22 protein-coding genes are annotated in these 24,389 nt (G+C 62.8%); 9 read left to right on the top strand and 13 right to left on the bottom strand.

The annotated features are described in order from the left end of the window. Positions 1–25: 25 nt before the first annotated feature. The gene (locus J2X62_RS16535; RefSeq protein ID WP_032368744.1) at positions 26–1,921 is read left to right on the top strand and encodes an ABC transporter ATP-binding protein; all 1,896 of its coding nucleotides are present in this window, start codon (positions 26–28) and stop codon (positions 1,919–1,921) included. An 82-nt stretch (positions 1,922–2,003) separates the two neighbouring features. After that, the gene (gene tgt, locus J2X62_RS16540) at positions 2,004–3,242 is read left to right on the top strand and encodes a tRNA guanosine(34) transglycosylase Tgt (protein ID WP_032368643.1); all 1,239 of its coding nucleotides are present in this window, start codon (positions 2,004–2,006) and stop codon (positions 3,240–3,242) included. Here tgt and J2X62_RS16545 read toward each other — a convergent pair. Continuing rightward, positions 3,196–3,852, bottom strand: a complete 657-nt coding sequence (locus J2X62_RS16545; protein WP_167329889.1) for a pyridoxamine 5'-phosphate oxidase family protein — start codon at positions 3,850–3,852, stop codon at positions 3,196–3,198. The genes tgt and J2X62_RS16545 overlap by 47 nt on opposite strands. Positions 3,853–3,989: 137 nt before the next feature. Between J2X62_RS16545 and J2X62_RS16550 the strand changes: the two genes are divergently transcribed. Together J2X62_RS16550 and J2X62_RS16555 are read left to right on the top strand one after the other, a co-directional pair. Further along, positions 3,990–4,466, top strand: coding sequence for a DUF2231 domain-containing protein (locus J2X62_RS16550; protein WP_310181986.1), 477 nt, complete (start codon positions 3,990–3,992; stop codon positions 4,464–4,466). After that, positions 4,459–5,178, top strand: coding sequence for a VIT family protein (locus J2X62_RS16555; protein ID WP_310181989.1), 720 nt, complete (start codon positions 4,459–4,461; stop codon positions 5,176–5,178). The genes J2X62_RS16550 and J2X62_RS16555 overlap by 8 nt, the downstream gene beginning before the upstream one ends. Before the next feature lie 2 nt (positions 5,179–5,180). Here the strand turns inward: J2X62_RS16555 and J2X62_RS16560 are convergent, their stop codons facing one another. The 3 genes from J2X62_RS16560 to J2X62_RS16570 form a co-directional block, all read right to left on the bottom strand. Continuing rightward, positions 5,181–6,062 carry a M56 family metallopeptidase gene (locus tag J2X62_RS16560; protein WP_222058812.1) on the bottom strand — a complete coding sequence of 294 codons (882 nt, stop codon included), beginning with the start codon at positions 6,060–6,062 and terminating at the stop codon, positions 5,181–5,183. Then, a complete protein-coding gene (locus J2X62_RS16565; RefSeq protein ID WP_222058811.1) occupies positions 6,062–6,436 on the bottom strand; it encodes a BlaI/MecI/CopY family transcriptional regulator in 375 nt (124 codons plus the stop codon). The genes J2X62_RS16560 and J2X62_RS16565 overlap by 1 nt, the downstream gene beginning before the upstream one ends. A 129-nt stretch (positions 6,437–6,565) precedes the next feature. Next, the gene (locus J2X62_RS16570) at positions 6,566–6,937 is read right to left on the bottom strand and encodes a MerR family transcriptional regulator (protein ID WP_032367789.1); all 372 of its coding nucleotides are present in this window, start codon (positions 6,935–6,937) and stop codon (positions 6,566–6,568) included. A 112-nt stretch (positions 6,938–7,049) separates the two neighbouring features. On the opposite strand from J2X62_RS16570, the gene J2X62_RS16575 reads away from it, so the two are divergent. The 4 genes from J2X62_RS16575 (at position 7,050) to J2X62_RS16590 (ending at position 11,011) form a co-directional block, all read left to right on the top strand. Then, complete coding sequence (locus tag J2X62_RS16575; RefSeq protein WP_094623061.1) at positions 7,050–8,012, top strand: aromatic alcohol reductase; 963 nt, start codon at positions 7,050–7,052, stop codon at positions 8,010–8,012. 119 nt (positions 8,013–8,131) lie between these two features. Then, entirely contained in the window at positions 8,132–8,986 is an 855-nt protein-coding gene (locus tag J2X62_RS16580) for a tryptophan 2,3-dioxygenase (protein WP_032364613.1), read from the top strand. Then, complete coding sequence (locus J2X62_RS16585; RefSeq protein ID WP_310182449.1) at positions 8,986–10,194, top strand: aminotransferase class V-fold PLP-dependent enzyme; 1,209 nt, start codon at positions 8,986–8,988, stop codon at positions 10,192–10,194. Before J2X62_RS16580 ends, J2X62_RS16585 begins: the two co-directional genes overlap by 1 nt. Further along, positions 10,175–11,011, top strand: coding sequence for a PaaX family transcriptional regulator C-terminal domain-containing protein (locus J2X62_RS16590; RefSeq protein WP_310182000.1), 837 nt, complete (start codon positions 10,175–10,177; stop codon positions 11,009–11,011). Before J2X62_RS16585 ends, J2X62_RS16590 begins: the two co-directional genes overlap by 20 nt. Here the strand turns inward: J2X62_RS16590 and J2X62_RS16595 are convergent. From J2X62_RS16595 to gluQRS, 3 genes are all read right to left on the bottom strand, one after another. Next, positions 11,008–11,751: a queuosine precursor transporter gene (locus tag J2X62_RS16595; protein ID WP_310182003.1), complete on the bottom strand. Its 744-nt coding sequence runs from the start codon at positions 11,749–11,751 to the stop codon at positions 11,008–11,010. The genes J2X62_RS16590 and J2X62_RS16595 overlap by 4 nt on opposite strands. A gap of 79 nt (positions 11,752–11,830) precedes the next feature. Beyond that, a complete protein-coding gene (locus J2X62_RS16600; protein WP_037218833.1) occupies positions 11,831–12,691 on the bottom strand; it encodes a membrane protein in 861 nt (286 codons plus the stop codon). 106 nt (positions 12,692–12,797) lie between these two features. Continuing rightward, positions 12,798–13,658 carry a tRNA glutamyl-Q(34) synthetase GluQRS gene (gene gluQRS / locus J2X62_RS16605; RefSeq protein ID WP_310182006.1) on the bottom strand — a complete coding sequence of 287 codons (861 nt, stop codon included), beginning with the start codon at positions 13,656–13,658 and terminating at the stop codon, positions 12,798–12,800. Positions 13,659–14,217: 559 nt separating this feature from the next. Between gluQRS and J2X62_RS16610 the strand changes: the two genes are divergently transcribed. Beyond that, positions 14,218–15,042, top strand: coding sequence for a TIGR02391 family protein (locus J2X62_RS16610; protein WP_310182007.1), 825 nt, complete (start codon positions 14,218–14,220; stop codon positions 15,040–15,042). A 521-nt stretch (positions 15,043–15,563) separates the two neighbouring features. Here the strand turns inward: J2X62_RS16610 and J2X62_RS16615 are convergent. The 6 genes from J2X62_RS16615 to J2X62_RS16640 all read right to left on the bottom strand — a co-directional run bounded on the left by J2X62_RS16615 (position 15,564) and on the right by J2X62_RS16640 (position 24,250). Further along, a complete protein-coding gene (locus J2X62_RS16615; RefSeq protein WP_310182008.1) occupies positions 15,564–19,064 on the bottom strand; it encodes a DEAD/DEAH box helicase in 3,501 nt (1,166 codons plus the stop codon). Continuing rightward, complete coding sequence (locus J2X62_RS16620) at positions 19,049–19,969, bottom strand: hypothetical protein (protein ID WP_310182010.1); 921 nt, start codon at positions 19,967–19,969, stop codon at positions 19,049–19,051. The genes J2X62_RS16615 and J2X62_RS16620 overlap by 16 nt, the downstream gene beginning before the upstream one ends. Before the next feature lie 420 nt (positions 19,970–20,389). After that, positions 20,390–21,421 (bottom strand): ABC transporter ATP-binding protein, encoded by a 1,032-nt coding sequence (locus tag J2X62_RS16625; RefSeq protein WP_310182014.1) that lies wholly within the window; start codon positions 21,419–21,421, stop codon positions 20,390–20,392. Then, positions 21,418–22,206, bottom strand: coding sequence for an ABC transporter permease subunit (locus tag J2X62_RS16630; protein ID WP_310182017.1), 789 nt, complete (start codon positions 22,204–22,206; stop codon positions 21,418–21,420). Before J2X62_RS16630 ends, J2X62_RS16625 begins: the two co-directional genes overlap by 4 nt. Beyond that, positions 22,203–23,042 carry an ABC transporter permease subunit gene (locus J2X62_RS16635; protein WP_310182019.1) on the bottom strand — a complete coding sequence of 280 codons (840 nt, stop codon included), beginning with the start codon at positions 23,040–23,042 and terminating at the stop codon, positions 22,203–22,205. Before J2X62_RS16635 ends, J2X62_RS16630 begins: the two co-directional genes overlap by 4 nt. Next, positions 23,039–24,250 (bottom strand): ABC transporter substrate-binding protein, encoded by a 1,212-nt coding sequence (locus J2X62_RS16640; protein ID WP_310182020.1) that lies wholly within the window; start codon positions 24,248–24,250, stop codon positions 23,039–23,041. The genes J2X62_RS16635 and J2X62_RS16640 overlap by 4 nt, the downstream gene beginning before the upstream one ends. Positions 24,251–24,389: the final 139 nt, after the last annotated feature.

A 24,389-nucleotide genomic window follows, 5' to 3' on the forward strand; every position in this document is an offset into this window, starting at 1 on the left:
CAAGGATTCCGCAGCCAAGCCCTCTTTGGAGAAGAAGAAGGGCGGCCGCGTCGCGAAGGCACTGCCGGCCACGAAAGCCAAGAACTTCAAGGGCTCGTTCAAACGCGTCATCGGTCTGCTCGCGCCGGAACGATTTCTGCTGAGCCTCATGCTCGTGCTGGGAATCGTCAGCGTCGTCCTCAGCGTCGCTGCGCCGACCGTCCTCGGGCATGCCACCAACCTCATCTTCAACGGAGTCGTCGGCGGAGATCTCGAACCGGGGCAGACGAAAGAACAAGCGGTCGACGGCCTTCGGGCCGCCGGTAACGACACCGTCGCCGACCTCGTCTCGGGCATGGACGTGACGCCCGGTGCGGGAATCGATTTCGGTGCCGTCGGAACGGTGTTGCTCTGGGTTCTCGCGCTGTACGTAGTGTCTGCACTGCTGGCATGGGCTCAGGGCTACATCCTCAACATCGCGCTGCAGCGTCGAATTCTGTTGCTGCGCGGCAGCGTCGAGGCCAAGGTGCATCGCCTGCCGCTGCAGTACTTCGACAACAATGCCCGAGGCGAGACGCTCAGCCGCGTCACCAACGACATCGACAACGTCTCGACCAGCCTGCAGCAGACACTGAGCCAGCTCATCACCGGCATCCTGACCGTGCTCGGCATCCTCGGCGTGATGATCTGGATCTCGCCGTTGCTCGCTCTGGTTGCGCTGCTGACTATCCCGGCCTCGTTCCTGGTGACCGCGCTGATCGCCAAGAGGTCGCAGCCGCACTTCGTGGCGCAGTGGAAGCACACCGGCAAGCTCAACGCGCAGATCGAAGAGACCTACACCGGCCACGAGATCGTCAAGGCGTTCGGTCGCCAGGCGGAGGTGGAACGCGAGTTCGGTGACCGCAACGAGAAGCTCTTCCAAGCAGGCTTCCGAGCGCAATTCATCTCCGGTCTGATCATGCCGATCATCATGTTCCTCGGAAACATCAACTACGTCGTCGTCGCCGTTGTGGGCGGCCTTCGCGTGGCGTCGGGAACATTGAGCCTGGGCGAAGTGCAGGCATTCATTCAGTATTCGCGGCAGTTCACTCAGCCGCTGTCGCAGGTCGGCGCGATGATCAATCTGATTCAGTCCGGAGTCGCGTCCGCCGAACGCATCTTCGAGGTGCTCGACGCCGACGAGGAAGACCCCGACGTCGTGCCTGCGTCCAGCCCCACGGAGCGCCGCGGCCGCGTCGTGTTCGACGACGTCTCGTTCAGTTATTCGCCGGAGCAGCCGCTCATCCAGAACCTGTCGCTCACAGCGGATCCGGGACATCTGGTGGCGATCGTCGGACCGACCGGTGCCGGCAAAACCACACTGGTCAACCTGATCATGCGGTTCTATGAGATCGATTCCGGCCGAATCACACTCGATGGCGTCGACACTCGCAAGATGACGCGCGACGAGTTGCGTTCACGAACCGGCATGGTGTTGCAGGACACGTGGTTGTTCGGCGGCACCATCCGCGACAACATCGCCTACGGTGACCCGACCGCCAGTGAGGAAGAGATCCTCGAGGCAGCTCGGGTGAGCTACGTCGACAAGTTCGTGCATTCGCTGCCCGACGGATACGACACGATCATCGACGAGGAGGGCAACAACGTCAGCGCCGGTGAGAAGCAGCTCATCACCATCGCCCGTGCCTTCCTGGCCAAGCCGCTGATCCTGATCCTCGACGAGGCCACCAGCTCGGTGGACACTCGCACCGAACTGCTGGTGCAGAAGGCGACAGCAGCGCTGCGCAACGACCGCACCAGTTTTGTTATCGCGCATCGTCTCTCGACCATCCGTGACGCCGACACCATCGTCGTGATGGAAAACGGCAGCATCGTCGAGCAGGGCAATCACGAGGAATTGCTCGAGGCCAAGGGTGCGTACTACCGGCTCTACAGCAGTTAGGCGGCTGGCGCCGCACGTGAGTGGAAAATCGTAGTGGGCTACGAATTTCCACTCACAAGCGGCGAAGCCGCATACTGACGCGGTGAGTTCTTCCAATTTCGGCTTCGATATCGGCACCCGGCTCGACGGTGAGCTCGGCCGCACCGGCACCATCCACACCCCGCACGGCGACATCGCCACCCCGGCGTTCATTGCGGTGGGGACGAAGGCGACCGTCAAAGCAGTGCTGCCGGAGGCGATGAAGGAACTCGGCGCTCAGGCGGTACTGGCCAACGCGTATCACCTGTACCTGCAGCCGGGCTCGGACATCGTCGACGAGGCCGGCGGCCTGGGCAAATTCATGAACTGGGACGGGCCCACGTTCACCGACAGCGGCGGCTTCCAGGTGATGTCCCTCGGTGTCGGGTTCAAGAAGGTCATCTCGATGGACGCCTCACGGGTGGAGTCCGACGACGTCATCGCCGAGGGCAAGGAACGATTGGCCCACGTCGACGACGACGGAGTCACGTTCAAGTCCCATCTCGACGGCTCGAAGCATCGATTCACTCCCGAGGTGTCGATGCAGATTCAGCATCGGCTCGGCGCCGATATCATGTTCGCGTTCGACGAGCTGACCACGCTGATGAATACCCGCGGGTATCAGGAGAAGTCGGTCGACCGCACCCAGGCATGGGCGAAGCGATGCGTCCTCGAACACGAACGCCTCACCGTCGAACGTGCCGACAAGCCGTATCAGGCACTGTTCGGAGTGGTGCAGGGAGCGCAGTACGAAGATCTGCGACGCAAGGCCGCGCACGACCTCGAGACCATCACGGGGGACACGGGCCGTGGGTTCGACGGCTACGGAATCGGCGGCGCACTCGAGAAGCAGAACCTCGGCACCATCACTCGGTGGGTGAACGAGGAACTGCCCGAACACAAGCCGCGCCACATGCTTGGGATCAGCGAGCCGGACGACTTCTTCGTCGCGATCGAGAACGGTGCCGACACCTTCGACTGCGTCAATCCTTCACGGGTGGCGCGCAATGCGGCGATCTACGTGCCCACGGGCCGCTTCAACATCAACACCGCGAAGCATCGACGCGACTTCACCCCGATCGACGAGAACTGCGACTGCTACACCTGCGCGCACTACACCAAGGCCTACATCCATCACCTGTTCAAGGCCAAGGAGATGCTCGCCTCGACGCTGTGCACGATTCACAACGAGCGATTCACGGTCAAGCTGGTCGACGACATCCGTGCTTCGATCGAGCAGCAGCGATTCACCGAGTTCAAGACGGAGTATCTGGGCCGGTTCTATGCGTCGAAGACTGCCTGAGCTGATCTTCCAGCTCCGAAATGCGCTGCAGTAGTTCGGTTTCCCGCTCGGCAGCTTTGCGTTGGTACACCTCGGACAGGTCCGCGAGGTACGCCGCGTCGTAGCGCGGGATGATGCTGCGCGTGCAGTTCCAGTCGAATGCCTCGACATCGATGACGACGCTGCGTTCGCAGGTGGCGGCGACGGTCAGGTCGCCGATCTTTTTGAGTCGCTCCAGTAGTTCGGGATCGTCCGCGGCCCCGATCGTCCGTGCCCGTCCGTAGAGCTTGAGTCGTTGCCGCAGAGGGTAATTGACCAAGAACACGGCGACGCGATCGTCGTGATCGAGGTTGGCCGCCGTCACGTACTGGTGGTTGCCGGCGAAATCGGCGAAACCCAGTGTGTGATCGTCGAGGACCTGCAGGAACCCCTTCGGCCCACTTCGGTACTGAATGTAGGGCCACCCGGACTCGGTGACAGTGGCGATCTGGAACTGATCCAGCGCGCGGATCATCGCCTTCTCGCGATCCTCGAGTGGCATCGGGCCGTCGTCGGGCCGCTCGGTCTGCGAGCCGTAGGCGGTGTAACTGCCGTCGACCTGCTGCCGCGCAATCGCGGCAGGGCCGAACATCAGGTGGTGATAGTGGTTGTTCGGCGGCACGCACCGACGATACGACAAACAAGGAAATCCGGCGCTCAGCTACTACACGATGTGTAGTATGAGCGGGGCGTGAGGTGCACGCGACTTCGAATCCAGCGGGAGAACGCATGTCCACCTTCAACGGCCTTCCGGCCCATATTCTGCTCGTTCACTTCATCGTGGTGCTGGCACCGTTGACCGCGCTGCTCGCCATCGCGGCCAGTAGCTGGACCGGTGTGCGCAGCAGGCTGGTGTGGCTCATCGCCGCTCTGGCCGTGTTCACGTTGGTGCTGACTCCGCTGACCACCGAGGCAGGCGAGTGGCTCGAGAAGCGCGTACCCGAGACCGCGGCGGTGGAGCAGCACACCGAGATCGGTGACTGGATGATCTACTTCTCCGTCGGTCTGGTCGTCGTCGCTGCACTGCTCGTGTTCCTGCATCTGCGTGAGCGTCGAGGTAACGCGCCCGTGCGGTGGCAGTCGATTGTCGTCGTGGTCTTGGCAGTGGTGATCGGAGCGACCACAATCGTCCAGGTGTACAGAATCGGAGAGTCCGGCGCTCGCGCCGCGTGGGACGACGTATCGGCAACGGCCGTCGATGAGTGAGCCCGAGCCGAGCCTGCACGAGCACGAACCGCACGGAGATCTGTCCGGTCGGCTGAACTGGCTGCGGGCCGGGGTGTTGGGTGCCAACGATGGCATCGTCTCCACCGCCGGCCTGGTCGTCGGCGTCGCGGCTGCCACCACGGACAGAGGCTCGCTGCTCACCGCTGGTGTCGCGGGGGTCGTCGCTGGAGCGGTGTCCATGGCACTCGGGGAGTACGTCTCGGTGAGCACGCAACGTGACGCCGAGCGTTCTCTGCTGATCAAGGAACGCCGAGAACTCGACGAGCAACCCGAGCAGGAATTGGCCGAGCTCGCGGCACTGTACGAGGCGAAAGGCCTGTCCGCCGACACGGCACAGACCGTCGCTCGCGAGCTCACCGACCACGATCCGTTCGCTGCACACGTGGATATCGAATTGGGAATCGACCCCGATGCCCTGACCAATCCGTGGCAGGCGGCTGCGTCGTCGGCGGTGTCGTTCATCAGTGGTGCGCTCTTGCCGTTGCTCTCGATCCTGCTTCTGCCTGCTTCGCAACGTATTCCGGTCACTTTCGTCGTGGTGCTGCTGGCTCTGGCCTTGACCGGCAGCATCAGCGCGCGTCTCGGCGGTGCGCCGGGCCGGCCGGCGATGACTCGCATCGTGATCGGTGGTGCGATCGCGATGGCCGTTACCTACGCGATCGGCCAACTCGCGGGCGTCGCGGGTATCTGAGATCAGCGGAAGATCGAGGTGGCGGCTTCCCCGGTTTCGGGTGCCACCACATCTTGGACGACGTCGAACAACGCCACCGAGATGACGGTGAAGGCGAGGACGAGAACCAAGCCGGCCGCAAGGATTCCGCGATCGTGACGGTGCCGTGGTGGTTCGCTGAGGGCCTGCACGCGGCGCACGACGTCGCCGCCGGTACTGGCGAGAGTGCGAGTTCCACGGTCGAGATGGTTTCGAAGCAGAGAGGTTCTGGCAATGGCAGACAACGTCTCTCGCCGCCCCAGCCTTGCCGCACTCTCGTCTGCTTGACGCTCCGCCGCGTGCCGTACCTTCGCGGTCAACGGTTCGAGAATTGGATCGACGCGGGCCGCGATTTCGCACATCTGGATCCACACGCTGTGACGGTGCCTCAGATGGGCGCGCTCGTGCTCGATCGCTGCTCGTAACTCGTTGTTCGACAACGCTTCCGCGAGTCCGGTGGTGATCACGACCGCACCTCCGCCGGACGGGACAGCGAAGGCGTCGGGAACGTCGGAGTCGACGACGACGATGCCGCCCGTCGCCCGCGCCTCGTCACCGAATTCGGATGCGATGGACGTACTGGCGACGACGCGTCGAACATGGCGGGCCACCTCGACCGACCGCCAGATCATCCACGCGCAGATCACGATTCCGAGTGTCACCCACACGGCCCGACTCGTCGTCAGAAACACCGCGGCGAGCGCAGTCAGGGACGCGAGCACCGAGAACGCCGTGACCACAGACAGAACGGGCAGCAGTACGACGGCGGTCGAGGGGTTGAGACGACGGTCGATGCGGTCGGCTCCGAATCCGAGGAGCAGCGACAGCGCCCACGGCAACACCGCGACGATCAGGAGCAGAGTCATCAATGGTGCTCGGCTGCGTCCGACTTGGCGAGTAACTCTCGCAGCGTCGCCTCGTCCTCAGGGTCCAGTGCGGCGACGAAGCTGGCCAGTACGTCGGCGCGCTCGGCTCGTGTGCCGAGCTCGGTGCGCATTCGCATCGCGGCCCGAAGCGCGGGGATCTCGTCGACCGGAGCGTTGAGGGTGTAGACGTACGACCGTCCTCGGCGCTCGCGATCGACGAGGCCTTTGCCGTGCAAGCGCACCAGAGCGGTCATGACAGTGGTGTGGGCGAGATCCGAGCCCAGATGCTCGCGCGCTTGGGCGACCGAGAGTTCCGTGTGCTCGCCGAGCAGATCGAGGATCGACTCCTCCAGCTGTCCGGACGCTCTTCGCAATGCGATTCCTCACTCGATTCGGCTACCTCGAGGATAGTTCAGCGGGCAGCGGTATCGACACCCGAATCGAGGTCGACTACCGCGGAGTCCAGATCAGGGCGACTCGGCCGTGGTCCTCCAGTGCGTCTTCTAGGTAAGGAGGTCTGCGTGGTCGGTGCTGCGGAGGAAGTCGATGACGGCATCGCGGCTTTTCTCGAGGCACACGATTCGGTTCTCCACCACCCGCAACTCACGCGCGAGCTCCTCTGCAGCCGCGCGACCACCCATCGTCGAATACTGTTTCGGCTCAGGAGTTTCGATGTCGAGGACGATCTTGATCATGCGCGTGGAAAGACCCGCCTCGACGAGCGCGCGCACGTGGCGTGCGTGCTCGATCTGCTCGTCGGAGTAATCGCGGTACCCGTTTGCCGACCGTGCAGCGTCGATGAGTCCCTGCTGCTCGTAGTACCGCAGCATCCGTGCCGGCGCTCCGATCGCATCCGCTGCCTCACTGATTTTCATGCCGGGGTCCTTCCGTCGGTGGCCACCGATTTGACCTTGACAGTGATGTCAACGTTTATGGTCGCAGACGTGTTCGGCACCCGATCCTCGGGGGAGCCGAAGAAAGGAACACATGACCAACGACTGGAATGGCCCGTCACGGAAGATCCTCGTCATCGGAGCCGGTGAACTCGGCATGCCCGTGCTACGCAACGTCGTCCGTCGAGCCGCTGGCGTCGCGGAATCTGTCGTCGATGTCTTGCTCCGTGGGACCACCATCGACTCCACCGTCCCGGCCAAGCAGCACGACGTCGCGGAGATCCGCGAACTCGGGATAGGCATCGTTCGTGGTGACCTGGTCGAGAACACCGTCGATGACCTCGCTGCGGTCTTCGCCGACTACGACACCGTCATCGGCTGCACCGGGATCACCGCAGGATTGGACACTCCGATGAAAGTCGCGCAGGCGGCATTGCAAGCGAAGCTTCCGCGATACTTCCCGTGGCAGTTCGGTGTCGACTTCGACGTCATCGGCCGGGGTAGCCCCCAGGACATCTTCGACTCCCAGCTCGACGTGCGGGATCTCCTCCGTTCACAGCACGACACCGAGTGGGTCATCATCTCCACCGGCATGTTCATGAACTACCTTTTCGACGCCGGCTCCGGGATGGTCGACCTCCCGAACGACACCGTCAATGCCCTCGGGACCGTCGACACTGCAGTGACCGTGACCACGCCGGAGGACATCGGCGCGCTCACCGCGGAGATCCTCTTCGCCGAGCCGCGCATCCGTGACGAGATCGTCTTCGTCGCCGGGGACACGATCACCTACGGCCAACTCGCCGAGACCCTCGAAACAGTCCTCGGTCGTCCGTTCGCGCTCCGGGTGTGGTCGGAACCGCTCCTGATGGCAGAACTCGGTGCAGACCCGGACAACATGACCCGGAAGTATCGTGCCGTCTTCGCGCAGGGACGCGGTGTCGCATGGGACAAGGCCGACACGTTCAATGCCCGGCACGGGATCCCGACCACAACGCTCCGCGAGTGGGTCGCACAGAACCTCGCCGAACGCACCACCCCTGTTGTCAATCGTTGATGGACGCGCCGATCCACTTCTCGAGGTTCGGTCGCGACTCACTGACTTACGGATATCTGGCGGTCGGCACATATGTGTAATACGGTGGACTCACCAGCCCACCACCTCGAGGACGATCCATGAGCGTCGAAGCGAACACCCGGAAGATCGAGAAGAGCGTCGTCACCGATTTCAGTGACCGCATGAGCTACGGGTCCTACCTCGACCTCGATACGCTGCTCAGCGCTCAGAAACCGGTGAGCACCCCCGAGCATCACGACGAACTGCTGTTCATCATCCAGCACCAGACCACCGAGCTATGGCTTAAGCTGGTTCTGCACGAGACCCTCGCCGCACGAGCAGCTTTCGATGCCGACGACATCGGTACCGCACTCAAATGCGTGGCCCGGGTCAAGCACATCCAGAAGACGCTGACCGAGCAGTGGTCGGTACTGGCCACTCTGACGCCGACGGAGTACTCGCAGTTCCGCGACTTCCTCGGGAACTCCTCGGGCTTCCAGTCGTATCAGTACCGGGCCGTGGAGTTCGTGCTGGGCAACAAGAATGCGGGAATGCTGACGGTCTTCGAGTCCGATCCTGCTGCGCATGAGCTGCTTTCGACTCTGTTGCGCGAGCCCAGCCTGTACGACGCCTTCTGGCGGTCGTTGGCGCGGCAGGGGTACGACGTACCGGCATCGGCCCTCGACCGTGATGTCACGACGGCATACACGTTCAACGAGGACCTGATGCCGCTGATCAAGTTCGTCTACGAGAACCACACCGAACATTGGGCGGTGTACGAGGCATTCGAGGAGCTCGTCGACTTGGAGGAGAACTTCCAGCTCTGGCGCTTCCGTCACATGCGCACGGTGCTGCGCACCATCGGAATGAAGAGCGGGACGGGAGGGTCGAGTGGCGTCGGATTTCTGCAGAAGGCACTCGAACTCACGTTCTTCCCCGAATTGCTCGCTGTGAGAACGGAAATAGGCCGATGATGGAACGTGCACTCGAACTAGACGACAATGATCCGCTCCGGAGCTACCGCGACAAGTTCCTCGGTAGTGACGACCCGTCGATCACCGCATATCTCGACGGCAATTCGCTGGGTCGGCCGACCAAGGCAAGCGTCGAACGCATCAACACCTTCATGACCGACGCCTGGGGCGGACGCCTCATCCGCGGCTGGGACGAGCAGTGGTTCGACCTCCCCGTCACCATCGGCGACGCCCTGGCCGACGCCACCCTGGGGGCAGCGCCCGGCCAGACCACGATCGGTGATTCGACGACGGTACTGCTGTACAAGCTGGCTCGGGCGGCGATCGCCATGCGGCCCGGCCGCACCGAGATCGTCATCGACCGCGACAACTTCCCGACCGATCGATACCTGCTCGAAGGTATTGCGGCCGAGATGAATATGACCCTGCGATGGATCGAGACGGACCGCCGCGGAGGCATCGAACCGGAACAACTCGCCGAGGTGGTGGGGGAGAACACCGCCCTGGTGGTGATCACCCACGTTGCCTACCGTTCCGGCTTCCTCGTCGACGTGGCCGAGGCGACGCGCATCACGCACGAGGCCGGCGCTCTGATGTTGCTGGATGTATGCCATTCCGTCGGTTCGGTGCCGCTCGAATTCGATTCGTGGGGAGTGGATCTGGCCGTCGGGTGTACCTACAAGTACCTCAACGGAGGTCCGGGTTCACCGGCCTTCGCGTATGTGCGCAGTGATCTTCTGGCCGACTTCGTGCAGCCGATCTGGGGCTGGATGGGCAGAGCCGATCCGTTCGAGATGGCGCAGGGTTACGTTCCGGCACAGGGTATTCGACGCGTCATCAGTGGCACGCCGTCGGTGTTCGGGATGATCGCGATGCAGGACACAATCGAGATGATCGCCGAGGCAGGGATGGACGCGATCCGTGCGAAGTCCGTAGCGCTCACCGAATACGCCCTCGAACTCGTGCGCGAGATGCTGGTGCCGCTCGGGGTCGAGATCGCCTCACCCGAGGACTCGAATCGACGCGGCGGTCACGTCACCATCGACCATCCCGATTTCAAGGCCATCACTGCTCGGCTGTGGGAGCAGGGTGTCATCCCGGATTACCGCGCACCGCACGGTATTCGGCTGGGGTTGAGCCCACTGAGTACCTCGTACCGCGAGGTGTATCTGGGTATCGTGGCGATCCGTGACGAACTCCGCGCCTAGCACTGCCGGGGCCATCCTCGACGACTTCGAGTCACGTCCGGGCAGTGCCACCTCGTTGGTGCGCACGGTGCTCGGGGCCTACGTTCGCCCTCTCGGCGGGTGGTTTGCCATCGCCGATTTCGTCGTCTGGATGGACACGCTGGGAGTGCCACCGGAAAGCACGCGCATTGCGGTGACGAGGTTGAAGAAGAAGGGCGTCGTCGAATCCGCAAATCGTGACGGCCGCACCGGCTATCGCATCACCGAGCAGGCCGACGCGATGTTCGCTAGGGGAGACGGTCGAATATTCGGCTTCCGGCGGATGGCCGACGGCGATCCATTCCGGTTGATCTCGTTCACCATTCCCGAGACGCAACGCGCGGCTCGGCACCAGCTGAGGCGTCGGCTCACGTCGATAGGTTGTGGGACCGTCTCACCGGGATTGTGGATCGCGCCCGAATATCTGGCGGCGGAGGCCGTTGCCATCGTCGACGCGTTGGAGTTGTCGCAGTACGTCACGACGTTCGTCGCGGCCGAGGTCGCGCCTCCCGGCACGCTGCGCGAAAGTGCCGAGCAGTGGTGGGATCTGGCCGGAATCGCCGATCGACATCGGGCATTTCTCGACGCTTTCGACGGCGGGTCGCCCGCTCGGAACCCGCGCGACGCGTTTGTCACGTTCGTGCCGTTGCTCGACGAATGGCGCGTCATTCCCTACGTCGACCCTGGTCTTCCGCCGTCGATGACGCCGGAGGACTGGCCGGGCACCCGGGCCGTCGCCACGTTCGAGACGGCCCGGGAGCGCTACTTTGATCTCAGTTTTGAATGGGTCGCGTTCTAGCGATCCTGGTACGACGGCTCGCGGTTCTTGATGTACGAGATGACGCGGTACGTGATGGGCATGACGATGACCTCGGCAAGCGTCTTCCACAGGAATCCGACGATGACGTAGTTGATGAAGTCGGTCCACGTGGTGATGCCGATGACTCCGGCGGCGATGGAGCAGAAGATCAGGGTGTCGAAGAATTCGCCGACGATGGTCGAGCCGATCAGTCGCGCCCAGAGGTGCTTTTCCTTGGTGCGTTCCTTGATCTTGACCAGCACGACGGAGTTGAGAAGCTGCCCGACGGTGTAGCCGGCGAGACCGGCGAGGACCAGCCGGGGAACGACGCCGACGACGCTTTCGAGCGCGGCCTGGTTCTCGTAGAACGAGGCGGCGGGGAGTTCGATGGCGATCCAGAAGCACACCGAGGTGAGCAGCAGGGAGCCGAAGCCGAGATAGATCGCTCGGCGCGTGGCTTTGAAGCCGTAGACCTCGCTGAGTACGTCGCCGAGGATGTAGGCGAGGGGGAACAGAAAGAATGCGCCGTCGGTGTTGATCGGCAGGATCTGGAACGGTCCGAGCATGACGTCGGACGAGGCGAAGAAGGCGACACCTTTGCTGGCGGCCACATTCGAGATCAGCAGCGTCGCGACGAACAAGGCGACGATGGTGGGGTAGTAGCCCCGGCTGATGTGAGCGAACGTGGCCTGCCCAGACTCGGTGCCGCCGTCGGGGGCGGTGTGTTGGGTTGTAGTCACCTGACAATCCAAGCACCGAGACGACGATGGGCGCGAATCCCGGGGTAGGGGATTCGCGCCCATCGAGGCGGATTACGGGTCAGGCGACGTTGCCACGCACCGTGACGCGGTAAGCGTAGGTACCGGCGATGATCGTGATCGGAATGGTCACCAGCAGACCGAGGCCAAGGGGGATCGCACCGACGATGTTGAGGCCTACCAGGGCGAGAGCGAGCACGAAGAGGGTCCCGCCGTTCGACGCGATTGCCTGCGCGCTGGCCTTGATGGCGGGAATCGGCTCGTCGCCGCGGTCGATGACGAACTGGAAGGTCCACCACGTGAAGAACGTGATGACGATGCCGGGGATGATCAGCAGGACGAAGCCGATGCTGGTTGCAATGCCGACGAGGATGCCGGCGATGATGACGGCGGCGACGTTGCCGAATTGGAAGAAGGACCCGAACGCGGGCTTGATCCCGTCCACCTCGTGCAGAGCGCCGCGGACGAGCGCCGCCTGGATGAGGAGTGCGACGACACCGACGATGATGCTGAAGACCAGGCTGAGGACGATGCTGTCGGAGCTCAGAACGAAGTTCAGCACGCCCTGGATGATCGCGGCGATCAGGACGATGCCCATCCAGACGAGGGCGTTCTGCTTGAACTTCTCGAACGCGTAGCCGATGGCTGTTCCCACGGATAGCTGCGTCGCCGTCGGCGAGTTACCGAACGGCGGAGGCGGCGGGTAGTTGCCCTGTGGGGGCGGTGGGTAGCCACCGGGTGGTGGGTAGCCACCTTGCTGGGGATAGTCGCCGGGAGGAGGTGGGTAATTTCCGGGCGGCGGATAGTTGCCTTGCGCGGGTGGTGGGTAGTTGCCGGGTGGTGGGTAGCCGCCGCCCTGCGGCGGGGGATAACCACCGGGGTTCTGTGGATCCTTGTCGGGGTCGTAGCCGCCTGAGGTCATGGTGTCCTTCTCCCTCGGGATAAGTTTGTCGCGGTCACTGTACGTCCGATTCGTGCGCAGTTGGGTTCTGTCGCGTTGCGACGTGATCTCGATTTTGTCAGGGCGTTCAGAGATTCGAGGGGTCGAACACCCACGGTTCGCGCGGCACCAGCCTCGGCTTCCACCGCTCGAGCAGTTCCTCGGCGTTCTTCACGTCCGGCATGCCGAGGGATGCTGTGATGAGCGTCCACGCATCGGGCCGTTCGCGCAGTGTTACGGCACCGTCGCGCTTGGCAAGGCGCTTGCCCTCGACGTTCAGAGCGAGGGGCACATGGACGTACGTCGCGGGGGTCAGTCCCAGGAGCTGAGCGAGATACCCCTGCCGCGGCGCGGAGGTGAGGAGGTCGTCGCCGCGCACGATCTGGTCGACGCCTTGCGCGCCATCATCGACGACAACCGCCAGGTTGTAGGCGGGGACGCCGTCGGATCGACGCAGGACGAAGTCGTCCACCTGGCCGCGGAACAGGCCGTGCAGTTGATCGACGATGGTGAATTCGGTTACCTGCGAACGCAATCGAATGGCCGGTGGGCGGTCCTTCGCTGCTCTCTGGTCTGCGGTCAGATTTCGACAGGTTCCGGGATAGGCACCGTCGGGAGCATGGGGCGCGGATGCGGCCTGCAAAATTTCCCGGCGCGTGCAGAAGCACTCGTACGTCAGTCCGGCTGCGGTGAGCGTGCGAATCGTGGCGTCGTAGATTTCCCGACGCTCGGATTGCCGCATGATCGGCCCGTCCCAGTCGATGCCGATTGCGGCGAGGTCGTCGAGCTGACGTTGCTCTGAGCCGGCTTTCACGCGATCGAGGTCTTCGACGCGCATGACGAAACGCCGTTCGGTGGAGCGGGCGAAGAGCCATGCCAGTAGTGCGGTTCGCAGATTACCGAGATGCAAGTCGCCGGAGGGACTGGGAGCAAAGCGTCCGGCGGGCATGGAAGCAGCTTAGTTTCTCCGTTGTCGGGCACAGAAGCCATGATCTGAGCTGGCCCACGACCGACCAGATGCAGGCGTTGTAAATTGCATTTTCCGCATCATCTCGCCTAAAACGCCAGTTCAGCACAGTTTTCGCCACTCCGACATGTCGGTGAACTGCGCTGGGCTGCCGATTTGTACTTCTGACCAGCTTGAACACTCTCGGCAACTGCTTACGAGAGCACTGCGGGGTTCGTATCAACGGCTGTGGAGCCGAAATCCCAGCGGGTTGCGAAGCGAATCGCGAAAGCGGTCGAGTCGTCACGGTCGGAGGGCACCAGAAAGACCTACGCGGCCGCATGTCGACGTTTCACCGGCTGGTGTGAACGAGAGGAACATGTCGCACTTCCGGCGCACTTATGCCAGGCACCGCACCTGAATAGACGCAGCACCAGAAATCTCACTGAACTCAGAATTGAACTCAACCCGCCGCGCGACGGGCGCACAGTCGTCCTTGCCCTCGTCGTCCGGGCAGCCCTCGGATAGGTTCTGTTCCGGCACGGAGTGAGACAATCTCGCCATGACATCCCCATCCCTGAAGAGACTTCCTGTGTTCGATCCTCAACTCACCGAGGCAGTCTCGAATATCTTGGCTCAGACTGACTATCCAGGTCTGACGGGAACTGACATAGATACGCTGCTACAGCTAGTGAACGTCACAGATCAAGAGCCTGGCCCGAACAAACGAACGAGGCTTTATTTGACGCTCCACAACACCCAAGTCTCGCAGGGATGCGGCAACGTACTTGGAGGGTTCGTCGCTCGCGCGATGAGACCCTCGCGCTACGTTACTGATCAACGCAGGTGGATGCAGTTGCGTGACCAGCTCAACGCAGTGTTAGTTCTATACGGGTACAAGATCAACGAAGAGGGTCGGTTGTCTACGGGCGCGAAAGCTAACACTCTCACAGAGGCTGCGAGACTGGCGGGGGAGTTACAAACGGAGTTGCACCGTAGAGGTTGTCACGCCGAACTGTTTAAGTACTGCGCGGAGGAAGTGATCGTCAAGGATTTGTTCCACGCAATGAGCGAAGCATCGAAAAGTGCACCGAATAGGGTGCGGGCTCTAACGGGTTTGACCACAGATGGTCAAGAGCTGTACGACGCTGCATTCGGGACCAACACACTTGCACCGATCGTGTTTATCAACCCTTATCGAACGGCGTCGGAAATTAGTGAACACAAGGGATTTAAGAATCTGCTCATCGGAGTACACGGTCACTATCGAAACCCAAGGGCGCACAAAACACGCGAAGGGGCTGAAGAGCTATTGGCCGACTTCTACGACCTGTTCGCCCTGATTTCGTACGTACACAGACGGTTGGACGAGAGCCGTCAAACCTAGCACATGCAGAGGGTTTCTGGTAACCCTGCATATTCGATTGCTGTATATCCTGTCGTCGTAGGCCGCAGTGACCTTTTTTGCTGGCGGGGTGGGAACACACGTCGCCTCTTCGGTCGGAAAAGCGTCGTTTGAGGCAGCCGGGCGGCTCAGATCTTGACGAAAATCTCTGGCGAGCATGGGGTTTGAGGTGGGTTACTGCAGAGGGTGCGTGGCCGGGCCTTTTTCATCTGATGCAATATGCAGCGGTTTACTGGTAACCCTGCATATCGAGACTGGTCGTATTGCTCCACAGTTGGGTGGCGACAGTCTAATCGCCGCCGTCTATGCTGCCGACGACATGACGACCCAACGGCTAGCAGAGCCCGGAAAACCGGCCTCTTATCGGTAGCGAGATTGTCGACCTCGCACACACTCTGGGCTGAAACCTTTAGTAGCTATCCGGTTCTGCGCCGGCGGCCCAAAAATCCCACGTTGCCGCCGGGCCCCGCGTTGATTATTCCCGGCGTGCAGGACCGGGTTGGTCAAAGAAAGTCAATCTGTCCCGCCGAGGCGCGCGTGATGGTCACCGTAGTGCCCTGGAGGACGAAGTCGAGTACTAGGCCGCTCGCGAGTACCGCTGCGACGCCGGCATGATCAGGCGCCACGATAAAGCCGCGAATCGCGCGATCGTTGGCCAGGATCCTGAGTTCGTCACCGTCATCCGACGCGACGACGCTCACTGGCAACGGGAAGACCTGCTCGTCGCCGTTGACGAGCCGAGATTGAGCGGTGACAGCCCCCAACTCCATCATCTCGGCCAGCTTATGCCGGTCTCTCCCTTCGACGTACTGGAGCAGGTCGAGGACATCCGTCGGGGTTGCTTCGAGATTGTCGCGCCATCCGCGGATGTGCTGCTCGCTCAGGTGTTCGCGTAAGCCTTCTTCATCCCAACCGGCTTCTCGTGCCACTTGCCCTAGACGCTGGGCCAGCGTCCGGGACTTCACATCTCGGACAAGCAGGTTGATTGCGATTGGTGAATCTACGCCGTAACGCAGGTGGGCAGCAGCGCTAGCGAAAAGAGCCGCTGAACTTAGGCGCAATCGAAGGATGTCGTTGGCTTGGGAGATGACCAGGCCAACGGTCCAGGACAGATAGTGCTGGATCCCCTCACTGATGCCGTCGACCATTTGCTCCAGTCGGAACGCCGTGTTGGGAACTTCGGAAAGATGGTCGTTGGCTAGCTCGGTGAGTGTGCGTCCTGTGATCCAGTCACGGACCACGGCATCGGTGTCGATGTCGATGTCCGCGCCCCTGGGTGACTTTCGGAATCGCCAGTATTTACCTGCTTCGGGGAGTGCCAAGAGTTGGGCGTACACGGCCAGACTGGTGAGGACGTCGAGCGTCTCCTGCAAAGTCTGTTCTTCGATGCTGCCGAGTCCATGCAAATGGTCGGCAACTGACTCTGCGATTGTCTCGATGACTGCGGCTGATGCCAGGCTGGTTCCAGCTTCCGCCCAGCGCCGACGTGATGTAGATGGTGTCCGCTCGTACTCGCTCTCGACGAGATCAGCGAGTGTTAGCCACCGTTCCTTGAGGTCGTCAGAAAGCTGGGTGAAGGCGAACAGGCGCTCGACGATCTCCCGCCAGGTTCGGGTGTTTGCGATGGTGGGTACCTGCTCCAGGACGTGGAGGATGAACCAGACGTAGTTGACGAACCCTCCGGTCTCCTGATCGGGTGTCAACCGCAGAATTGCGTCTTGTGTCTCGGCAACCAATTCCTCGGCCTCGGCAAGCGCATCGAGAGCGGCCGATCTGGCCACGGTCGAGCGAACTTCTAAGTCTTCCGGGCTGGGGGTTAGCCGGTCGAAATCACTTACGGTCAGCGCCTTCTGAAGAGCCAGCACGATCCAGCCTTCCGACTCCTTCCCGGCTCGGCCTGCACGGCCAACTGCGTTCAGAAGCTGGGAGGCACTCATCCTTTGGGCGGGGTTCTGCCCCTCGTACTCGGTGGTTGCGATGATGACGGTACGGACGGGCAGATTTACACCGTCAGTGAGCGTGCTTGTTGCAACGACGGCCTTGATTGTCTCGCTACGGATCGCGTCTTCGACGGCCTCTTGTACTTCGACGGGCAACCCGGCGTGGTGGTAGGCCACGCCCTTGCGGACTGTGGCAATGAGAGGATGGTCGTCGCCCAGGCGAGCTACGAGGGCGTCGGCAAGGCCCTGCGAGCGAGGGTCATCTCCGAGTTCGCCAGCCATCACTTTCGCGGCGTCGCGGGCAGTGGCCCGTTGGGAGACGATCATGAGGAGACTTCCGGCGCGCAAAAGCAGTGCGGCCGTCTTGGCGGTCATTGAGTAGGCGCTGGAGGAACCAGAGAGTCGCGTGCTGTCGGGGCCGATAAGGAGCCGGCCGACAGGAGTGTCCTTGCTGGTGGCAAGGTTCTGCGCGGTGGCACTGGTGGGTCGAACCGCGAGACGCGCACGCAGGTCGTATCGGGTCTTGTCCTTCCCCCCTGCTCGGTGGGCCGGGATGTCTGTGCGGCTTTCCTCGATCTTCTCGGTATTCAGGAGGACGTGGAGCCGACGCGGGGCTCTCCAATCGTCGGTGAACAGCACGTCTGCCTTGCCGTCGGAGGTCCACGCTGCGAGAGATGCAGCGTTGCCGATCACGCCGGAGAGGAGGATGAGTCGTGCGCCGCTGGCGTCGAGCAACGCCAACAGTCCTTCGAGCAGCAGTCCGCGGCCACCGGATTGGGCGATGAGGTGGACCTCGTCGATGACGAACAGACTGAACCGGCTCAGTACTTCGTTGGGGTTCTGCCGTAGGGCGTTCATGAGTCGTTCGGGCGTCATGACCTCGACCTGTGGCTGATGGGCGGTGTTGTCCTCGCTCGAAATCGTGTCGTCGCCGAATAGGTCCTGGGCGCCGAAGCCATCGGGGAGATCTGCGCCGAGGCGGCGATCGAGGTATCGCAGGCGCGGCCGGAGCCCTTGACGCATTTCTCGTCCGAGGCTGCGCAACGGGGTCACGTAGCAGACGTCGCGGTCGTCGCGGGCGGTGTGGGCGCAGATGATGAGCTGTGCGAGCAGCGTCTTGCCAGCGCTGGTCGGGACGGAGACGAGCAACCTGGAGGTTGTCGGGCTAAGAGGGCTGAGTGTCGGATGGGAGATGAGGTTGCGTTGTGGCGGCCACAGGGTCAAGATGGGCTGCGGGTCGAGGGTGAACGCCTGCTTGACCGCCGGGGGCAAGTCGGGTGGTAGGACTGCCCAGATGCTGCTGGCCTCAAGCCCGTCAGCGAGGGCGATGAGGTGTCCAGCTACCCAACGGGTGTCGAGGTCACTAAGGCCGACTTCGTCGTCGATGACGACGCGGAGGTGTCCGCGGGCAGTTTCGAGCGCTTCGGTGCTGCCTTCCCGCAGATACTGGACGAGGCCGGTGACACCGCGAAGGAGCCGTTGTGTCGGGCCGAACATCGTGCCGTCCAGGCTTTCGAGTTCGGCACTTCGGGTCAGTGAGGTCGCGGCGGAGCGCCAGGTGCTTAACCGCTGGTTGAGGGTGGTCATATCGAGGCCGAGGAACAGTATCCCGGCTTGAAGAGCGACGTGTGCGCTGTCGCTGAAAGCGGCCGGCACGTCGACGACGGGGCGCATTCTGCGGTAGATGGCACCGGCGTTGGGACTTTCGTCGGCGCGGTGGTAACCGACCTGGGCTGCGAACGCGGTTGCCATCTTCTGAAGGCCCGTTTCGGCTGGGTCGTCGAGGAGAAGGTCGTGGACATGAGCGCTGACGGCGAACGCTCGGCGCCGCTGATCCTGGGGGTAGCGGACACCGTCTGCTGTGGATGCGATCCCGTGCAGATACCAGGCGGTGCGACGTAGTTGCGTGAGGTCTGCGCGGAACCCGGTGTCAGTGAGGCCGCGAACGAGTTCAATCTCGAGTTCGGCAATCAGGTTAGTGAGCTCATCAACGGTAGGGAGCTCAGTGAGTTGATCGTCGCCGAACGCGGCGTTGAGGTGTTCGGCGGCTAGAGCGCGGTCCATGCGTATCTCCGTACCGTTTCAGCGAGTTCCTTGTAGCAGCTGATGCTGGTGGCCAGTCCGCGTAGCTGACCGGGTTTGCTCAGCAGCGGCAGCTTTTCGCTCATTTTCTTGAATGGCTGCGCTGACAGAGGCTGTTGGGTTGCCAGAGATACCCCGGCACCGACGAGCGCATCTCCTTGCACCCACGCGGCGGGCAACTGTTCGATCAAGGTAACTATCTCGGCACTGTGCGAGTCCCGCTGAAAAGTGCCAACGAGCTTCCCAACGTAACGCTGGCCCTCGTCGGTGATCTGCTTATACGCTTTGCTGAAGCTTCCGGACAGCGGCCCGTTGCCAGTGTTTTTCTTGCTCTCCCAAAGCCGAAACCGCAGCGCGCCGGCGGAATCTTCGTAGATTGAGAACGCGTCGGCGCCGGCATCCGTGACGTCGCCCTTGGGGTCGGGTTGAAGGCGAACGGCTGCGTTGTTCTTCGTGAGCAAATGCAGGAGCCACTCGGCGATGTGGCCGTGCAGATGATCCGTACTTTTCGGCTTCATCGGTAGCCCGAAGACCGGTTCGATGAACGCGGCGACGACTTTAGTGTCCGGTGGTGACAATTTGGTGCCACTGAGAGTGTGTGTATGCCACGAGTTGTACCAGGACACGGCTACGCCGAAGCGGGCACGCATGATCGTGTCGATGAGCACCCATGCGAGCGCGCCACCCTCCTCGGGGGTGAGGCTGGTGCTGGTGTGCGAGCTCCATTCACACTTACCCGCCCCGGGAGCACCGTCATGGGAGGTCCGGGGCAAGTAATCTTGGACGTTGAGTCGGTGATGGGTGCGGGCATACTCCTCGGACTGCGCAGGGGACAGTCCAGTGAGCGCAGCCACCCATTTTTCGGCGGGCGCCTGGGCATGGGTCACTGCTGCCTCCGGTGTGTACGTGCGCAGGTTGCCAGCACAAAGACATCCTTCGACCTGGATCTCTCAGCTGATCAGCAACGTCATTGAGATGCATTGCAACCGACACACTAGTCACAGACACACGATGGCACAGCAGCGTTGCCTCAATTGGTTGATACAGCAGCAGAGGCTCAAGGCCACCGTCCCAACCCCGATATGAGTCACCGCTGGCACACGATTTCGCGCAAGACTCTACGCCGCAAGAGCCTTCATAACAGGTTGACGTAATCCAAGTATCGGCGACGCCGTTTTGAGGAGAAAAATTCTGCAAGATCATCTCACAGCATGACGGTTCGGTAACTGTATTTCTCGCGGGCACGGGGGAGCGCCTTAGCGTCGGAACCCAGAGCATGGGGACTGCGTAACGCCGCATCTCCGATCTCAGCCTGCAACAACAAACCTCGTCCCACCCGGAATCTTCAGCCCCACCTCATCCCCGACCCGCGCCGTAGATCCCGCCGCCAGCTCTACCTTCACGGTCAGCGAGCCCACGGTCACATCAGCGATACTACGAAATCCGGTAGGCCGCAGGTCCGAAACAACCCCACGAATCCCGTTGTCATCCAGAGTAATCGGCTCATGTCGCAACAGCAGCACGGCAGGCCCAGCCGGCAAAGAAACTCCTTCGACCTCCAACTCCCCGAGCTCGGAGCGATGCACCCCAACCCCGTCCCACTGCCCCTCGATTTCGTTCATCCCACCCATCAGTCGCGACACTGCGAGCGTGCTCGGACGCGTGTAGGCCGTTGCGATATCGGAGTGATGCTCCAATCGCCCGTCGATGAGCACTGCGACCGAATCGGCCAGCACCGCAGCTTCCTGCTGATCGTGGGTGACGAGCAGCAGGGTCTGATCGAGCGTCGAACGTAATTCGCGAACCAGGTCGTGCATCTCGCTGCGCAACACAGGGTCCAGAGCGCTGAAGGGCTCGTCCAACAACAACACTCGCGGTGAACCGGCAAGTGAGCGTGCCAACGCCACCCGTTGGGCCTGCCCGCCGGATACCTCCGACACCGCGCGATCCCCGATGTCACCGAGATGAACCAGATCGAGATACTCCCGGGCACGTTCGCGCGACCGCTTGCGACTTTCCCCGGCCGCGCGGTACGCGAAACCGATGTTGTCCAGTACCGACATGTGCGGGAACAACATCGGACGTTGAAACACCATCCCGACGCCGCGGTTCTCGGCCGCAACACCGTTCACCTCGTGGCCGTCGATCTGCACCGTGCCGGTGGTGGGTGAATCCAATCCCGCGATGAGCCGCAGCGCCGTACTCTTGCCCGAGCCCGACGGCCCGAGAATCGCCGTGCAGGATCCCGGTGGCACGGTGAGATCCAACGAATCCAGAGCCGCAACCGATTGACCGGCATGTACTTTCGTGAGTCCGTGAACGGACAGTTCGACGCTCATCGTGCACTCCTACGACGCAACCGGGCGAGAATGAGCACCAGCAACAACGGCGGCACGACGGCGGTGACCGACAGCGCAGCCACCACCGAATCGTTACCGGTCCCCGCAGCGAACGAGGCGACAAGTATCGGCACGGTGACCAGTCTGCCGCCACCGATCAACAGGGTGATGACGTAATCGCTCCACGCCACGAGGAAGGCGAGTAACGCCGCCCCCGCCAACGCCGGAGCCAGCAGGGGAATGCGAATCCGTCGCAGCACCATGGCACTCGACGCACCGAGCGTGCGGGCCTCCTCCTCGTAGCCGATGTCGTATGCGCCGAACGCCACTCGCATGAGATACGTCGTATACGGAATGGCCGCAACGGTCAGCAACGCGATCACAGCCACCGTGCTCGGAATGCGGGAGCGCAGCACCAGAACATCGAGTCCCAACGCCACCGCAAACGGGGGCAGGGCCAGCGGAGCGAAGAGAACCCCGGCCACGAAAGCGGGGAAACGCACGGAACCGTTCACCAGTGCGCGAGCGGCCAACGCGCCCAATGGTGTTGCGATGGCGGCGACGGCGAAAGCGAGGAGGGTAGACCGCACGAACGCATCGACACCACCGGCGTCGAGGGCGCTGCGGACGCCGTCGAATCCCCATTCCTGGGGAACCGATCCGGGAAACGACCAGCGATTGCTGATGGCCCACAAGACAACCGGAATCAGCGGCAACAGGAACCACAGGACCAGAACGGACCTGCCGACAGCGGGAAGAATCCTGTTCACTTCCACCCTGTTCATTTCCACGCTGCCGATCTGCGCAGATAGTGCAGCGCCACCGCGGCTACGGCCACCGTCAGAGCGGTGGCGACCGTCGCCGCAGCAGCTGCCTGCGGACGCGTCTGAAGATCGATCGAGGTGAACAGTCGAATGGCCATCACCGACAACGGCTCCGGATACGGGCGACCCAGAATGCGGGCTACCTCGTACGAGCCGACCGTGTAGGCGAACGCGATGGCCGCCGATGCGATCAGCGCGGGCCGAGCCAACGGCAGCGTGACCAAACGGAGCCGAGCCCACCGTCCGGCACCCAAGGTCGCGGCCGTCTCGTCGAATGCCGCTACTCGGGTGGCGAGCGTCCCGGCCACGACGACGGCTACGAAAGCCGATTCCTTCCAGGCGTATTCGGCGACAACGGCGATCCACCACCTCCCACCGACCAACTCCGGCCAGCCGCCGTCGGTCATGCCGAGAATGCGCGGCAGCATCCCCGAATCCGCCAGCAACAACGCCATCGCCGCCGCGCCGATCAGGTGCGGCACCGTGACCGTCACCCCAGCAGCGACCAACGCGGCGCGTCCACCCGACAACGCCGTCAGCGCCGCGGCAAGCCCGATCACCGTGGCCAACGCCGTCGAGACGATGGCGATCGACAGCGTCAGCACCACCGAGCGCCAGAGGTCGCCGCCCAGAGCGGAGTACGCGTCGACCGATAGTTCGGGGGTTCCGACCAACGGCATCAGACCCAGGCTCTGCAGCACCACGGTTCCCAGGCCGCCGCCGACGACGAGAACGACCAAGACGGCGGCGGGGAGGACCGCCGCTGTGCCGCGAAAGCTCCTCGTGGACGCGCTCACTGACCGGCGAGCACGCTTCGACGCCAACCCTCGTCGACCGGCGAGACCCAGTCGGCTGACAGTTCTGGATGCGCGTTGGCCGACAGCTCTTCGTAGGACGGCAGAACCGTCGAACTCGGCAACGCCTCGAACCTGGCGCGGGCGTCATCGGGCAATCGGTCGATATCGAGCACGGTGAACTGGCCCCACACGTCCGGCGCCGCCTTTGCAAGTTGTTGCTCGGGCGACAGCGCGAGATTGGCAACCACCTGCGCCGCGGCCGACTTCCCCGACGTCGACGGAATGGCAAGGAAACTCGCATTCCCGACGGTTCCCTCGTCGAGAGTCAGCACGCGGGTCTCCGGTGGGAAGGTGCCGTCGGCGACGAGTTTCGGGAGGGTCGCGGGGCCGTACGTCATCGTCATGTCGACCTGGCCACCGGCGTAGAGGGCGTCGAGCTCGGAGGAGGACTGCGGATACGTCGTTCCTTCGCGCCACAGTGACGGGGCGAGCTCGTTCAACTGATCGAACAATGCCGGGGCGAGGCGATCGTAGGAGTCCTGATCGAACTGAGCGGGAACCTCGTCGACACCGCCGGAGGCGTTGATCAACGCTTCACGCACGAAGACGGAGCCGGTGAAGTCCGGGGGAGCGGGGTAGGTGAAGCGGCCCGGGTTCGCGCGAGCCCAGTCGAGCACGCCGTCGAATGTCGTCGGCGGATCGGGGATGGCAGCCGCGTTGTAGACCAGTGTGAATTGAGCTTTGTGCCAGGGTGATTCACAGTTCTCGACTGGAGTGCCGAAGTCGTCGCGCAACAGCGGATCCTCTGGATCGGTCAGTTCCATGTTCGGTAGATTCTGCGTCCACCCGCACAGCCACGCGCCGGCCTGCTTACCGGTGCCGAAGTTGGCGCCGTTGACCCACACCAGGTCCACTTCGCCGTCGGTGACCCCGGCCTGCCGCTCGGACAGGATGCGGTTGACGGCATCGGTGGTCGATTCCACCGGCACGCGACGCAATGTGACGCCCTCCGCGGCGGCCGCGGGGGTGAGCACGTCGTCGACGTAGGCATTGCCCTGCTCGTCGCCGCCGTACATCCACAGCGAGACGGTCTGTCCTTGCGCCTGCTCCTGGATCTCGCTCCAGGACAGGTCGTCGGCGCGCGGAGCCTCCGATGATGGTGCTGCGCATGCGGTGAGCAGCAACCCTGCGCTCGCCGCAATCGCCACTGCGCACCGTACTGAACGAATCACCCGGGGGCCTCCAGATCAACCGAAGCAGCCGTCGTCGACGCTGCCCCCACCACCGTAATCGGTCGAATGCGACAACCGCTGAACACGCGGGCAGACCGGCCGTGTGCACAATGGA

Origin of the sequence: Rhodococcus sp. 3258 (assembly GCF_031456475.1) — a bacterium.
Taxonomy (GTDB): Bacteria; Actinomycetota; Actinomycetes; order Mycobacteriales; family Mycobacteriaceae; genus Rhodococcoides; species Rhodococcoides fascians.

Bases quoted from the DNA above. Each gene is read 5' to 3' on its own strand.
- J2X62_RS16545 (WP_167329889.1), bottom strand. From the start codon at position 3,852: ATGTTCGGCCCTGCCGCGATTGCGCGGCAGCAGGTCGACGGCAGTTAC.
- J2X62_RS16550 (WP_310181986.1), top strand. From the start codon at position 3,990: ATGTCCACCTTCAACGGCCTTCCGGCCCATATTCTGCTCGTTCACTTC.
- J2X62_RS16555 (WP_310181989.1), top strand. From the start codon at position 4,459: ATGAGTGAGCCCGAGCCGAGCCTGCACGAGCACGAACCGCACGGAGAT.
- J2X62_RS16560 (WP_222058812.1), bottom strand. From the start codon at position 6,062: ATGACTCTGCTCCTGATCGTCGCGGTGTTGCCGTGGGCGCTGTCGCTG.
- J2X62_RS16570 (WP_032367789.1), bottom strand. From the start codon at position 6,937: ATGAAAATCAGTGAGGCAGCGGATGCGATCGGAGCGCCGGCACGGATG.
- J2X62_RS16575 (WP_094623061.1), top strand. From the start codon at position 7,050: ATGACCAACGACTGGAATGGCCCGTCACGGAAGATCCTCGTCATCGGA.
- J2X62_RS16580 (WP_032364613.1), top strand. From the start codon at position 8,132: ATGAGCGTCGAAGCGAACACCCGGAAGATCGAGAAGAGCGTCGTCACC.
- J2X62_RS16585 (WP_310182449.1), top strand. From the start codon at position 8,986: ATGGAACGTGCACTCGAACTAGACGACAATGATCCGCTCCGGAGCTAC.
- J2X62_RS16600 (WP_037218833.1), bottom strand. From the start codon at position 12,691: ATGACCTCAGGCGGCTACGACCCCGACAAGGATCCACAGAACCCCGGT.
- gluQRS (WP_310182006.1), bottom strand. From the start codon at position 13,658: ATGCCCGCCGGACGCTTTGCTCCCAGTCCCTCCGGCGACTTGCATCTC.
- J2X62_RS16610 (WP_310182007.1), top strand. From the start codon at position 14,218: ATGACATCCCCATCCCTGAAGAGACTTCCTGTGTTCGATCCTCAACTC.
- J2X62_RS16615 (WP_310182008.1), bottom strand. From the start codon at position 19,064: ATGGACCGCGCTCTAGCCGCCGAACACCTCAACGCCGCGTTCGGCGAC.
- J2X62_RS16625 (WP_310182014.1), bottom strand. From the start codon at position 21,421: ATGAGCGTCGAACTGTCCGTTCACGGACTCACGAAAGTACATGCCGGT.
- J2X62_RS16630 (WP_310182017.1), bottom strand. From the start codon at position 22,206: ATGAACAGGGTGGAAGTGAACAGGATTCTTCCCGCTGTCGGCAGGTCC.